The sequence below is a fragment of the Bradyrhizobium sp. WSM2793 genome, from assembly GCF_000379585.1.
Lineage (GTDB): Bacteria > Pseudomonadota > Alphaproteobacteria > Rhizobiales > Xanthobacteraceae > Bradyrhizobium.
Window position 1 is genome coordinate 73,081 of sequence record NZ_KB902793.1, and the last position, 12,690, is coordinate 85,770.

Consider the following 12,690-nt stretch of genomic DNA (forward strand, 5'->3'; position numbering starts at 1 on the left):
GCAAGACGATGAGAGCGATATTCGGCAAGCTGCATCGCTGGGCGGGACTGCTCACGGCCGGATTCCTGTTCTTCTCCGGCATCACCGGGGCGATCATCTCCTGGGATCACGAGATCGACGACGTCCTGAACAGCCATCTGTTCGACGTCAGCAGCAAAGGCCCGGCGATCCCCTCGATCGAGCTCGCCAAGATGATCGAGCAGCGCGATCCCCGCGCGCGCGTCGTCTACCTCTTCATGACGCCGGAGGAGGGCCACTCGCTGTGGTTCTTCGTCATGCCGCGGATCGATCCCGCGACCGGCAAGCGCTACGCCCTCGACTACAACCAGATCTTCCTCGATCCCAACACCGGCGCAGAGCTCGGCCGGCGCTATTGGGGCGCGGTGTGGCCCGTCACGCGGGAGAATTTCGTTTCGTTTCTCTACAAGCTGCACTACACGATGCACATTCCGGAGTTCTGGGGCAGCGATCGCTGGGGCATGCGCGTGCTCGGCGTGATCGCGATCATCTGGACCATCGATTGCTTCGTCGGCTTCTACCTGACACTACCCTCGCGCAGACGCGCCAAGGCGGCGCGGGCGCCTGTTGTCACGCGCCAGCTCGAGCGCGGCTTCTGGGCGCGATGGGCGCCGGCCTGGACCATCAAGACGTCCGGCAGCGCCTACCGGATCAATTTCGACATCCATCGCGCCTTCAGCCTGTGGACCTGGGGCGTGCTCTTCATCATCGCCTTCACCGCGTTCTCGCTGAACCTCTATTTCGAGGTGTTCTCGCCGCTGATGAAGATGGTGTCGAACTACACGCCGACACCCTATGAGCAGCGGCCGTATCGCGATCTCGACGATCCCATCGAGCCCAAGGTGACCTTCGCCGACATCGCCGCCCGCGCCGCCGCCGACGGCAAGGCGCGGGGGTGGACGATCCCGGTCGGCTCGGTCAATTACGGCCCGGCCCATGGCGTCTATGCCGCCGCTTTTTTCCACCCCGGCGACGACCACGGCGCCGGCGGTGTCGGCCCGGCGCAGCTCTATTACGACAGCGAGGACGGCCGCCCGATCGGCGAGCGGCTGCCCTGGGTCGGTACCGCCGCCGACATCTTCGTCCAGGCACAATTTCCGCTGCATTCGGGCCGCATCGTCGGACTGTTCGGCCGCATCCTGATCTCGATCATGGGGCTGGTCGTGGCGGCACTCTCGGTCACCGGCGTCGTGATCTGGTGGCGCAAGCGCCGCGCCCGCATCCGCGTGCGCGAGACCGCGGCGGTGCGTCTGACCCGGCAGTTGACGCCGGCGGAGTAGGGCCCCCGCACGGTCGTTGGGGATGAACCTTCCCGCCTCCAGCCGGCACAAAGACTGGAGATCGCTCCCAGTCCGCGGACATCGAATGAAATCGCTTGCCTTGCTCTGCCTGCTCGTCCTGGCGACGCCCGTCCATGCGGCCACGCCCGAGCAGCACTATCTCGACCTGCGCGACCGCTACATCGCAAAATTCTCGAGTGCCAAGGAGAGCGACGAGATCTACAAGCAGCATGATGCGGCGCTGAAGGAGCTGGCAGGCGTGCTGCGCGGCCTGGTAGGGCCGGTCACAATCAAGGGGCTCCCCGCAGACGGCAAGTCGAACGTCGACACACTTTTCAAGAGTGATATCGGCTTCGGCCATCTCGACGGGCTAAGCTTCGCCTCGGAAGGCTACAAGACGCAAGCCGTCGTAACCACGAGCCCGCTTCTGGCGCACTGGCTGCGCGAGCATCGCGAGGACGGCATGCCGCAGGAGAGCGGCGCCGCGTTCAAGTCCGACCGCTTCTATTATCATGCGATCCAGGACGCCGCCTTCGCCAAATATGCCGAGCTGCCGATCACAAAACCCGCATCCGCGAGCGCTGCAGTTGCGGTGCTCGGCGTGCGCGGCAATGGCGGGCTCAAGGGACCGCCGGATGAAATCGACGTCGTCGCGACCAAGGGCGACAAGGTCTACTTCCTCGCCACATCGAACGCGGTGAAGACGGCTGAAATCCCGGCATGCGAGCGCGTGTGGAAGCAGATGATGGCGAAACCCGTCAACAAGAAGGACCCGCGCGGCGACATGGCCCGCGAGGATCAGGCCATGGACGCCTACACGAAATGCTTCGCCAGGGAAGCGCCGAGCCAGGGCTGGTACGCCGCGGCCGTCAAGAAGGCGCAGAGCCAGCTGGAGCTGCTGCCACTGCAGTAGCGCGCAAGGTTACGCCGACAATTCGATCGATTGACCGGCACCATTGATCAGATGCACGCGGTCGATGTCGACATGCGGCAAGAGCGATCGAATCTTATCTTCAGGCATCAGGCTGAACGCCGTTGACAATGCGTCCGCCGCGGTCGCGCAGCGGGACACCGTCGTCACGCTGCGATAGCGGAGAGCGCAGCCGCCCGATCGCGGATCGAACAGATGGTTGAAGCGCGCGCTGGAATCGAACTGGAAGCCGTAGCCGCCGGAGGTGGATACGGCGCGGTCGACGATCGGCAGCACCGCTTTCGTGTGACCCGCAATGTCGGGATCGGCGATGCCGATCTCCCAGGGCCCTCCGTCCGGACGCGCGCCGATCGCGCGGGCCTCGCCCATGTCGACCAGGCTGCGAGAGATGCCGTGCGCCCGCAACAGGTCGACCACCTTGTCCGTGACGTAGCCTTGCGCGATCCCGTTCAGGGTGACGGCCATGCCCTTGGGCATCACGATCCGGTCGCGGCTGATCGACAGCCGGCTGCTGCCGATGCGCGCGAGCGCGGCCTCGATCGCGGCTGCCGCAGGACCGGCCGGATCCGCGTCATCTCGCGCGAAATGGCTCGCGTAGAGCTCCCACAGCGGCTGCACCGTGACATCGAACAGACCGCCCGTCAGCGTGGAATAGTGCTGCGAGGTCGATAGCAGATCGACCATTTCGGCGGCGGGATCGATCAGGACACCGGTGCGGTTCAGCGCAACCAGGGCGGAATCGTTCAGGTAAAGGCTGAACTGCCGCTCGAGCCGCCGCGCCTCGGCGCAGGCCAGCGAGATCAGTCGCTCCGCCCGGCTGCGGTCTTCGTCGTGGATCTCCATCGTGGCCACCGCGCCCAGCATCGTGCCACGCCAGGTGACCGGCGCGATCTCTGCACGAACGGAGTGTCCCGGAGCCAGCGCGCCGAGGCCCGCGGCCGCCGCGCTGATCCGGATGAAGCGTCGGCGCGTCAGTGTTCGCGTCATGGCGTTCTCCTCGATCGTTCGCCCGGCGGCCCTTCGGCCGCTTCGTCGGCCGCAACGGCGCCGGCGGCATTCGCCGACGTCAGGACATAGTCCCGGGGCACCTCGTCGAAGCCGACGATCCTGCCGCCGTTTTCTCCGGCGAACTTCTCGGCCGCCGCCCGGTCCGAGAACGGAACGGCCTCGTCACCGCCCATGCCGCTTTTGACCCGGCTCTCGATCACGTAGAGCGCCTTGCGTGCCTCGATCCAGTTATCGGCGCCGGGCTTGTCCCACTCAGGCGCCTTGCCCATGTCGGACACGTAGATCGCCTGAATGTCCTTGGGCTCGTCGGGCAGCATGGTGAAGGCGATCGTGTCGCGCACCGACGAGAACCAGACGGGCTCGATCAGGCTCGCGGCAAAGACATGGCCCTTCGGTCCCGGGTGCTCGAGCACGTTCATGCCGCAGTAATGGCCGATGTCCTCCGCGGTCATCCGATGCGGCGGCGGGATCTTCGCGGCCTGCTTCTCGTTGCAGCCGGCGAGCACGAGCGGCACGAGCAAGGCGAGGAGGATCGTTCGGCGCCTCATAGCTCCCTCCGCGAGAAGGCGAGCGCGGCCAGCCCCAGCGGCAGCAGCGTCCAGCAGAGCAGGGCGGTCAGAAGGACCGGTATCGTCAGGGACGTGGTTTGGGCAAGGCCAGCCATGCCGGCGAAGGTGCTGACATTGGCGAACCCGGTCAGGTTGATCAGCCGGTAGGCGTCGGTCGGATTCGACAGCAGCATGGCGTTGAGCACGCTCGCCGAGATGCTGCGCCCCTGATCGAGCGCGAGCACGCCCAGCAGCGCCATGTCGTAGATCAGCACCAGCAGCAGCCACAATCCGATGCAGATGCCGGCTGCCGTTCCGCGGTCGCGCACGAGCGCGCTGACCAGATATCCGATGGCGACGAAAGCGGCGCCGAGCAGCACCGAGGAGCCCACCATCGCCGCGAACGCCAGGAAACTGTCGCTATCAATCTGGCTGCCCGTCGCCGCCAGCGCTCCGACCGCCGCGCCGTAGCCGAGGCAGGTCGCAAAAGCGAGGACGGCGAGGTGGCCTAAGAACTTGCCGAGCAGCACCTGCCATCGCGCCACCGGATAGCTCAGCAGCAACAGCATCGTCCCCCGTTCCATCTCGCCGACGATGGCGTCGTGGGAGATCAGGAGCGCGATCAGCGGAACGAGAAAGATCGTCAGGCTCGACAGGCTGACGATGACCACATCCAGGGTGCGAACACCCACGTTTCCGGTCGGCGCGCTGCCGAGAAAGGTCAGTGACAGGGCAAGCCCGGCGAGCAGGAGCGTTGCGGCAAGCACCCAGCGATTGCGGATGGCCTGGTGGACTTCCTTGGCGGCGATGATCAGGACATTCATGGCGCCTGCTCCGATTGCCGGAGGAAATGAGCATAGAGCTCGTCGAGTGTGGGCGGGACCACGTCGACGTCCTCGACCGAATTGCCGGCGGCCGTCGCGCGATGCAGCAGCTCGATCTTCCGCTCCGGCGCGGCGTCGATCTCGACGATGTGGCCGTTCAGACGGCGGCAGGTGGCGTCTTGCGGAGCCCAGCCCGGCATCTCGCTGGGCGCGAGGCCAGCCACCTTGAGACGGATCCGGGTAGGGAGCCGGGCGAGACGACGCAGCTCGTCGATCGATCCGTCCGCGACCTTGATGCCGCGGTTCATGATGATGACGCGCCCGGCGCGCTCCTCCAGCTCGGTCAGCGCATGCGACGACAGCAGCACGGTCGCGCCGCGCGCCGCGAGCCGCGCGATGATGTCGTAGAAGGTCTGCCGCAGCTCCGGATCGAGACCAGTGGTCGGCTCGTCCAGCAGCAGCACGCGCGGCTCGCCAAGCAGTGCCTGCGCGAGCCCCAGCCGCTGGCGCATGCCCTTCGAATAGGTGTTGACCCGGCGGCGGCTGGCGGCTCCCAGTCCGACCGCGTCGAGCAGCTCCAGCGCCTTGGCAACCGGCTCTCGTTTCAGCCTGGCGTAGAAGGCCTGCGTCTCGCGGCCGGTGAGGGCGGGGTCGAAGGAGACGTTTTCGGGGAGGTAGCCGAGCTGCCGTCGGCCTGCGAATTCGCCGGCGGCGGGATTATCTCCGAGAACCTCGATGGCGCCTCTGGTCGGCCGGATCAACCCGAGCATGAGCTTCATGAGCGTGGTCTTGCCGGCGCCGTTGTGCCCGATCAAGGCCACCAGCTCGCCCTGGCCAAGCGTGAACGACGCACCGCGCACGGCCTCGACCCGGCCAAACACCTTGGTGACGTCGCTGACACGTACCGTGCTGGTCATCGTGTTTCCTTCACCGGGGTCCGCGGCGGCGACACCAGCGGATGGCTGTCGACCACGCCGCCCGGCAGCAGCGCGGGAAACTGTGCCTGCGCCCAGCGGATCACCTGGACGGCGGGACTGTTGATCAGGACCTTCGCAGCCGGCGCCGTCCACAGCACGCGGTCGATGAGGTCGTTCGGCCGGTACGCCGTGTCGGCGATGCCGTCGCCATTCAGATCGAATGCCGGATTATCGCTCCAATAGTTGCCGCGCCCTCCGGTCGACCAGTCGAGGTGCCGGGTGCCGACATATTTCACCTGGTTGGCATTGCTGACGAAGGAATTGCCGGTGATTTCGTTGCCTTCGGAGCCCGCCGTGAAGTGCACGCCGATGGCGCAGCGTTCGAACCAGTTGTTGCGGAATTTGTTGTGATTGGTGTTGTAGATGAACACGCATTTCTCCGGGCCGCTCTTGAGCGTGCTGTCCCGTGCCTGCTGCGGAAGCATTCCTCGCTCGTCCGCGGGACCGTCCTCCGCCCTCTGTGTCATCGAGCCGAGCGGGCCGCCCGTGACCCGGTTGCCCTCGATCTGGGCATAGTTCGCGTAGTTGAAGAGCAGCCCATAGTCGCGGTCGTGATCTGAGGAGTTGCCGCGGATCACCAGACGATTCGAATACATGATGGCGTAACCGACATGGTTGCCGATCGAAACGTTGCCGCTGATCTCGCTGTCGTTGGTGTACATGTAGTGGACGGCGAAACGAACCTGCTCGAAGCGATTGTCGATGAAGCGGTCCTTGCTGCTGGAGATCGAGAAGATGCCGTCGCGGCCGTAGCGGAACATGTTGTTCGCGATGGTGACGTCGGGCGCGTTCCACAGCGAGATGCCGTTGCCTGCCTCGCTAAGGCGCCCGCCGCGCAGTCCCTCGATCTCGTTGCGGACGACCCGGGAGCCCCTGGCGCCGTGCACATAGACGCCGAAGAGGTTTCCCACCAGGTGGTTGTCCTCGATCTTGGCGCGCTCCGCGGTCTTTTGCAGGAAGATCCCGGAATTCATCTGCTGCAGATCGCGGCCGGATGCCCGGATGGTCACGCCGCGGATTGTGACGTCGGGCGCGCTGACGGTGATGACGTTGCCGGAGCCGTCGCCGTCGAGCACCGCGCCTCGGCTCCCGACCAACTCCAGGGGACGGTCGATCCGGATCGAGCCGTGATATTCGCCGGGAGCAAGCTCGACGACGTCGCCGGCGCGCGCACCATCCAGCACCGCTTGCAGCGGCTGCCCAGGCGCAGCCGTCAAGGTCTCCGCATCGGCGAAGCCGGACAATCCGGCGGCGACCAGCGCCGCCGGAAACATGCGTGACAACAGACCCACGAGGTCGCTCCGATCAGACCGACTTCAAACCGATTTGGGCTCGACGAACATCCGGCCTTTCATCTCCATGTGCATGGCGTGGCAGAACCAGGAGCAGTAGTACCAGTAGACTCCCGGCTTGTCGGCCGTGAAGGTCACCGACGAGGTGGCCATCGGCCCGATCTCCATGTTGATACCGTAGTTGACGATACAGAAGCCGTGCGTGAGATCCTCGACTGCGTCGATGTTCGTGATGAAGACGGTGACTTCCTCGCCTTGCTTGACCTGGAACTGTTCGAGGCCGAACGCTGGCGCGGTCGACGTCATATAGACGCGCACCTTGTTGCCGTCGCGAATGATCTTCGAATCGGCCTCCAGGTTGATGCCGTCCGCCTTGGCCTGCTTGACCGCATCCGCAAACATCGGATCCGCGCGATCCCAGATCGAGATCGGGTTGATCTTGGAGCGGTGGACGATGGTCGCGTCATGCGGCTCGGCGAAGCTCGGGCCGTCATGCACCAGCTTCATCTGGTCGCCCGAAATGTCGATCAGCTGATCGTTCTCAGGCTTGAGCGGCCCGACGTTCAGGAAGCGGTCCTTCGAGAACTTGTTCAGCGAGATCAGCCATTTTCCATCGGCCTCCTTGGTCTGGCCCATCGAGGTATGGTTGTGGCCCGGTTGATAATGGACGTCGAGCTTCTGGATGATGGGGTTGACCTTCTCACCCTTGAAAGCCCGCTTGGCGAGGTCGAGGTTCCACTTGCAGACCTGGCTGTCGAGGAACAGGGTCGTGTAGGCGTTGCCCTTGCCGTCGTAGGCGGTGTGCAACGGGCCGAGGCCAAGCTCAGGCTCGGCGACGACGACGTCGCGCGGCTTGATCTTGTCGTCGAACAACTGGTCGAACAGGCGCACGTCCATCACGGTCACGGTGGGGGAGAGCTTTCCGGCCGCCACGATGTGGATGCCGTCCGGAGCCGTGTTCATGCCGTGCGGATTGTTCGAGACCGGAACGTAGCGCGTGTAGGCCGACCCCTTGCGGCCGTCGATCACGGGCACGCCGTTCATTTCCTTGAAGTCGCCCTTCTTTACGGCCTCTTCGATCCGCTTGATGTTGAAGATGACGACCCAGTCCTGCTCGCTGGCGGTCATCTCCGCGAGCGTGACACCTTCCTCGCCGTTGTAGCAGGTCGCGAAGCAATACTTGCCCTGGTAGTCGGCGTCGACATTGTCGAGGTTGCCGCTGACGATCACCTGCCAGGCCACCTTCATCGTTTCGCCGTCGATCGCGCTGAAGATGGAGTGATACTGCTTGGGATCGTCGAGGACCTTGCCGTCATTGGGCAAGGGCACGCCGTCCTCGCCGTTGGCGAACACATAGCCCGTGCGCGGATATTTCTGCAGACGCAGGCCGTGGACCGTGTGCTGGTTCGGCAGTTCGACAATCTTGTCGCATTTCATGATGTCGAGCCGCACCCGCGCGACGCGGCTGTTGGCCTTGTCGTTCATGTAGGCATAGCGACCGTCATAGGTACCGTCCGTGAACGAAATATGGGGGTGGTGGAGGTCGCCGTTCATGAACGTGCCGCCGCGGGTCTTGAGGAATTCGCGGGTCGCGGGCTGCATGCCTTCGGTCAGAACCTTGAGGCTTTCATTGGTCTGGCCCCAACCGGTCGCGCTGCACCGGTTGAACACCGGAACACGCATCAATTCGCGCATCGAGGGGAGGCCGACGATTCGCATCTCGCCGGACTGGCCGCTCGAGAAGAACACGTAATATTCGTCGAGCTCGCCGGGCGCGACCTCGGTCTTCTGCACGGCCGGCCGTGCCGCCGGCGCTTTCGGAGCAGCATTCTTGGTCTGCGCGTCCGCAGATGAGACGAAGCCGCCGTCCTTGATCGCCGCCCCGCCAGCCAGGCCCACGCCCGCTGCGGCCGCCGTCGTTCCCAGCACGGTTCGTCGGCTGACGCCCTTTGCCTTTTCGTTTTCACTCATGATTGCCTCCTCGGCTTTCGGTTCAGTTTGGGGGTGGAGTTGCGACGGGTGAAACGCCGACAGGTTTGCCGCCGGCGGTGATGACAGTCGCTGGACCCTTGCCGCCTGGGCGCATCGCGGGCGAGGACATCGCCGCGAACTTCTCGCGCTTGAGCCGCACCTGGATCATGTGCGGGCAGCGGTGATCATCGTAATAGAGCTCCTGACAATGCATGCAGTAGATGCACTCATTGACGTTGATGTGCCCCTCAGGATGGATCGACTGCACCGGGCATTCCTTGGCGCAGCGTTGGCAGGGTGACCCACATTCTTCCCACCGGCGGAGCCATTCGAACGTCCGGATGCGGCCGGGGATCGCGAGCGCGGCGCCGAGCGGGCAGAGGTAGCGGCAGAAGAAGCGTTCGATGAAGAGGCCGATGACGAGCAGGGCGACTGCGTAGGCGACGAACGGCCAGCTTCGCGAAAACTTCAGGATGATCGCGGTCTTGAACGGCTCGACCTCGGCGAACCGCTCAGCCATGTCGACCGAATAGAGCGACAGGCCGAACAGACCGAGGAAGATGATGTACTTGATCGGCCATAGCCGTTCGTGCAGCCCCCACGGCACCGTTATCTGGGGCACCTTCAGCCATTTCGCGGCCGTGTTGGTGAGCTCCTGGAGCGCGCCAAAGGGACACAGCCAACCGCAGAACGGACCTCGGCCCCAGAACAGAAGCCCGCCGGCCGTTGCAGCCCACAGAATGAAGATCAATGGTGCGGCGAGGAAAAATTCCCAGCGGAAGCCCGTCACCAGCGCATTGGTAAAGGTGACGACGTTGACGACGGAGAGCTGCGCGTTGGCGTACCAGCCGAGCCAGACCAGAACGAGGGCGAGATATCCCCGCCGCACCCAGGTGTAGAACACCGGTCGGCGCACCAGCAGGTTCTGGAAGAAGAAGATGCCGGTGAGGACGGCCAGCATGAACGCGGTGATGCCGATCGAGACGGTGCTCGACCGCCAGATCCGCATCCACAGAGGTTCGTCCGCCTCCGGGGGCGGTGCGGCCGCAGCGTTGGCCTGCTGCGAGGCCGGAGGCGCCGCGCTCTCCGGTACCGTCACCGCACGCTGCTCGCGGCGTATATAACTGTCGGGCAGGGTGTAGCCGAGATCGAAAGTCAGGAACGCCTTGTCGCGGCCGCCGAGACTGCGTTGCACCAGCAATTGAAGCTGCCACGGCTGCGTCGGATCCAGGGTGAACTCAGGCGGGGTGACGAACAGGCCGATTTCCCTGAACTCGGGCGCGCCGACCGCGTCCAGTGCGCCGAGCCGGGTGTGGTTGCGGTCGCGGAAGCGGGTGCTGTTGCCTTCCTGCAGGATTTCGATGCGATCGAAGATGCCGCCGCGGACATAGGCCGACCCCTTGAACGAGTAGGGGCCGTTGCCGGCAACGACGATGGCCTGCTGCCCGGGCTTCAGGCTGTCCTTCAGCCGCTGATAGCCGTCCTCGCCAAGCAGGCTGCGGCCGATCGTGGGCGCGGTCACCAGCGCTACGTAGAGGTCGATGAAGGTTTCGCTCGCCTCGCCAGGTTCGGGATACTGGCTCGCCGCGGCGCTGCCGGACTTCGCAAAGGCTTCGTTGATGTCGCCGATGCCGAGCTGAAGCCGGCGCACCGAGCCGTCGCCGACGAGGCTCTCCCAGTCACGCACTTCACTGCGCCCGAGATCGAGCGTCTTGACGACAGGGGGAAGGGCGGCCGAAGCCGCCGCGCCGTCACCGCCGCCGATGCGTCCGCCGCGGATGAGCTTGGACGCGGCGCGGACGACACTGTCACCCATCACCAGCACGGTGACGGTCGCGCCGCTCACGATGTCGACCTGCGGCGGCTTCTCGGCACCACTTGCGACAGGCTTCATGTCCTTGCCGATCAGGGAGTTCATGGCGGCGACGATGCGCGCCTCCGGAATGCCGACCAGCACGATCGGCTCCTTGTGATCGACGAGCTTGATCCCGGTGATGACGCCTTTCGGATCAATTCCGGCAAGCAAGTGAATCGGTTTGCCCGAGTACCCGACAGAGTTCGCAAAATCGGAGTTGAGGAAAACGAATCCCTGAAGCTGATCGCCGCGGTACACCGGTACAATGGGCGGATCGCCTTGCGGCGGGCCGAAACGATCCGCATCCGGGAAAAATTCGGCAGGCGTAAGCTTCGGCAGGTATGTTGGTAAGTCACCGGCGGCGCATGCGGGCGAGACGTACGCCAGACACATCAGCAGCAAGCCCGCAAGCGCTAGCGCCGCACGCCTTGTGAAGGCGGTATCGTCATCCGGTCGCTTCAACATATCGGTTCAAATGCGATCTGCGCGACCCACCGGGACGCGCGTGCCTTGAGATTCTTCTTCGATGATTTGTCGCCGCTGACGTGTCAAAGTCATCGCGCGTGCCCACATCTGTCAAGGCCAGCGAAAATATTTGTATTCGCGCTGAGCTGAATCAGAAGCCTGCATTTGGAGTCCTTGCCATGCCATTCCTGCGCACTTCATTGCTGAGCGCTGAGCCCGCAGGTGTATTGCAGTCGCTCGACGAACTCTTTGCGCTAGCGCATGCAATGGAGCAGGAGGCAGCCAAAAGGTATGATGCTCTTGCTGATGACATGCGCGGGCAGGGCAAGGATGATCTCGCAGACGTGTTCGCGAAGCTCGCCGCCGCCGAGCGCGAGCATGTCGACAGCGTCACGCGGTGGTCGCAATCTCGGCGCGGCAAGATCCCGGATCCCGCCATGGTGCGTTGGGAGGCGCCGGAAACGCTCGCCCCGGAATCCGCCGCTGAGGTCAAAACGTCGCGCTTGATGACGCCGTACCGCGCGCTCGCGATGGCGGTCCGCAACGAGGAGCGCGCCTTTGCGTTCTGGTCTTATCTCGCCGCCTATTCCGATGACCGCGATATCAAGAAGGCGTCCGAGGCAATGGCCAAGGAAGAGCTCGGCCATGTCGCGACGCTGCGGAAGGAGAGGCGCCGCGCCTATCATCGCGAGCACGAACGGAGCGGCGCCGAGGCATCGTCCGTGCCTCTGCGGCAAATTGATGCGCAAAGGCTCGAGCTTCGCCTGGTCTTGCAGCTCAGCGACATGGAACAACGCCTGAGCGGGCCGGCAGCAATCCGGACCCAGAACATTCGCCAGCAGACGATCGAGATGGCCGACGCCACCGGGGGCCTCGGGAGCTTTCCGGCGTCCATGGAGCGCAAAGGCCCACTGGAGATCGCCGAGGCCCTGGTCGACGGCTACCTCGACGGCGCCGAGCGGTCGAGCGACGCGGCCCATCTCGAACGCCTGCAGCAACTTGCCGAGCGCGCGATCTCGCGGCTGGCCTGGCTGCGATCGCTTTCGGCCGACTGACGCGCTTACGTCACCCTCAGAGCTGCTGCACACCAGAGCCGCATAGCCGTCGGCCGGGGCAGTGGCCGCACGTCCTTCACTGGCGGAAAAGACGCACAGATTTGGCGATAGGCGCTCGCTTCAGGCGGAGATCCGACGCGGCCACAGCCTAATCCATAATTCGCATAAGGTATATTATGGAATATATTTATATACAATGAGATCAGTTATTTAGCTGCAATTCCTGCCACCGCACCTTCGCCCAAGCGCGATTTTCAGTCCGGGCCGCGACGCCGCCCCGGGTCTCGACGGCTACTGTGCATGGGGTTGTTTTTCAGATTTTGAATCCGGCCCATCTCTGCGAAAGCCGATATTGCCGGGACCTTGTCCGGCTGCAATAAGCGAGGCCTCGCGAGATCGCAGATGACCTTCAGGCCTTCCGTCCGTATAGGTTTGCATCTCAGAACAACAACAAACCTTCCGAGGA

Annotated in this window: 10 protein-coding genes; 3 read left to right on the forward strand and 7 right to left on the reverse strand. The window is 64.3% G+C overall.

Translation table 11 applies throughout. The features are described from left to right. The first annotated feature begins 8 nt into the window (after positions 1–8). Complete coding sequence (fsrB, locus tag A3AS_RS0125940) at positions 9–1,298, forward strand: siderophore utilization protein FsrB (RefSeq protein WP_018320458.1); 1,290 nt, start codon at positions 9–11, stop codon at positions 1,296–1,298. Positions 1,299–1,383: 85 nt separating this feature from the next. Then, a complete protein-coding gene (locus tag A3AS_RS0125945) occupies positions 1,384–2,211 on the forward strand; it encodes a hypothetical protein (protein ID WP_018320459.1) in 828 nt (275 codons plus the stop codon). Positions 2,212–2,220: 9 nt separating this feature from the next. On the opposite strand, the gene A3AS_RS0125950 is transcribed toward A3AS_RS0125945, so the two are convergent. The 7 genes from A3AS_RS0125950 to A3AS_RS0125980 are packed head-to-tail and all read right to left on the reverse strand — an operon-like array spanning position 2,221 to position 11,097. After that, a complete protein-coding gene (locus tag A3AS_RS0125950; protein WP_018320460.1) occupies positions 2,221–3,216 on the reverse strand; it encodes an FAD:protein FMN transferase in 996 nt (331 codons plus the stop codon). Beyond that, complete coding sequence (locus A3AS_RS0125955) at positions 3,213–3,785, reverse strand: nitrous oxide reductase accessory protein NosL (RefSeq protein WP_018320461.1); 573 nt, start codon at positions 3,783–3,785, stop codon at positions 3,213–3,215. The genes A3AS_RS0125950 and A3AS_RS0125955 overlap by 4 nt, the downstream gene beginning before the upstream one ends. Beyond that, a complete protein-coding gene (locus tag A3AS_RS0125960; protein WP_018320462.1) occupies positions 3,782–4,609 on the reverse strand; it encodes an ABC transporter permease subunit in 828 nt (275 codons plus the stop codon). The genes A3AS_RS0125955 and A3AS_RS0125960 overlap by 4 nt, the downstream gene beginning before the upstream one ends. Next, positions 4,606–5,526, reverse strand: coding sequence for an ABC transporter ATP-binding protein (locus A3AS_RS0125965; protein WP_018320463.1), 921 nt, complete (start codon positions 5,524–5,526; stop codon positions 4,606–4,608). The genes A3AS_RS0125960 and A3AS_RS0125965 overlap by 4 nt, the downstream gene beginning before the upstream one ends. Next, on the reverse strand, positions 5,523–6,860 hold the full coding sequence (locus A3AS_RS0125970) for a nitrous oxide reductase family maturation protein NosD (RefSeq protein WP_049814987.1): 1,338 nt from the start codon (positions 6,858–6,860) through the stop codon (positions 5,523–5,525). The genes A3AS_RS0125965 and A3AS_RS0125970 overlap by 4 nt, the downstream gene beginning before the upstream one ends. A 42-nt stretch (positions 6,861–6,902) precedes the next feature. Further along, positions 6,903–8,849: a TAT-dependent nitrous-oxide reductase gene (gene nosZ / locus A3AS_RS0125975; protein WP_018320465.1), complete on the reverse strand. Its 1,947-nt coding sequence runs from the start codon at positions 8,847–8,849 to the stop codon at positions 6,903–6,905. Positions 8,850–8,871: 22 nt separating this feature from the next. Continuing rightward, positions 8,872–11,097 carry a NosR/NirI family protein gene (locus A3AS_RS0125980; RefSeq protein WP_245283287.1) on the reverse strand — a complete coding sequence of 742 codons (2,226 nt, stop codon included), beginning with the start codon at positions 11,095–11,097 and terminating at the stop codon, positions 8,872–8,874. A gap of 251 nt (positions 11,098–11,348) precedes the next feature. Here A3AS_RS0125980 and A3AS_RS0125985 point away from each other — a divergent pair, with 251 nt between their 5' ends. Beyond that, positions 11,349–12,224 (forward strand): ferritin family protein, encoded by an 876-nt coding sequence (locus A3AS_RS0125985; protein ID WP_018320466.1) that lies wholly within the window; start codon positions 11,349–11,351, stop codon positions 12,222–12,224. The last annotated feature ends 466 nt before the right edge of the window (positions 12,225–12,690 follow it).

Excerpts from the sequence above, each read along its gene's own strand:
- fsrB (WP_018320458.1), top strand. The coding sequence starts at position 9 with ATGAGAGCGATATTCGGCAAGCTGCATCGCTGGGCGGGACTGCTCACG.
- A3AS_RS0125945 (WP_018320459.1), top strand. The coding sequence starts at position 1,384 with ATGAAATCGCTTGCCTTGCTCTGCCTGCTCGTCCTGGCGACGCCCGTC.
- A3AS_RS0125950 (WP_018320460.1), bottom strand. The coding sequence starts at position 3,216 with ATGACGCGAACACTGACGCGCCGACGCTTCATCCGGATCAGCGCGGCG.
- A3AS_RS0125955 (WP_018320461.1), bottom strand. The coding sequence starts at position 3,785 with ATGAGGCGCCGAACGATCCTCCTCGCCTTGCTCGTGCCGCTCGTGCTC.
- A3AS_RS0125960 (WP_018320462.1), bottom strand. The coding sequence starts at position 4,609 with ATGAATGTCCTGATCATCGCCGCCAAGGAAGTCCACCAGGCCATCCGC.
- A3AS_RS0125965 (WP_018320463.1), bottom strand. The coding sequence starts at position 5,526 with ATGACCAGCACGGTACGTGTCAGCGACGTCACCAAGGTGTTTGGCCGG.
- A3AS_RS0125970 (WP_049814987.1), bottom strand. The coding sequence starts at position 6,860 with ATGTTTCCGGCGGCGCTGGTCGCCGCCGGATTGTCCGGCTTCGCCGAT.
- nosZ (WP_018320465.1), bottom strand. The coding sequence starts at position 8,849 with ATGAGTGAAAACGAAAAGGCAAAGGGCGTCAGCCGACGAACCGTGCTG.
- A3AS_RS0125980 (WP_245283287.1), bottom strand. The coding sequence starts at position 11,097 with ATGTGTCTGGCGTACGTCTCGCCCGCATGCGCCGCCGGTGACTTACCA.
- A3AS_RS0125985 (WP_018320466.1), top strand. The coding sequence starts at position 11,349 with ATGCCATTCCTGCGCACTTCATTGCTGAGCGCTGAGCCCGCAGGTGTA.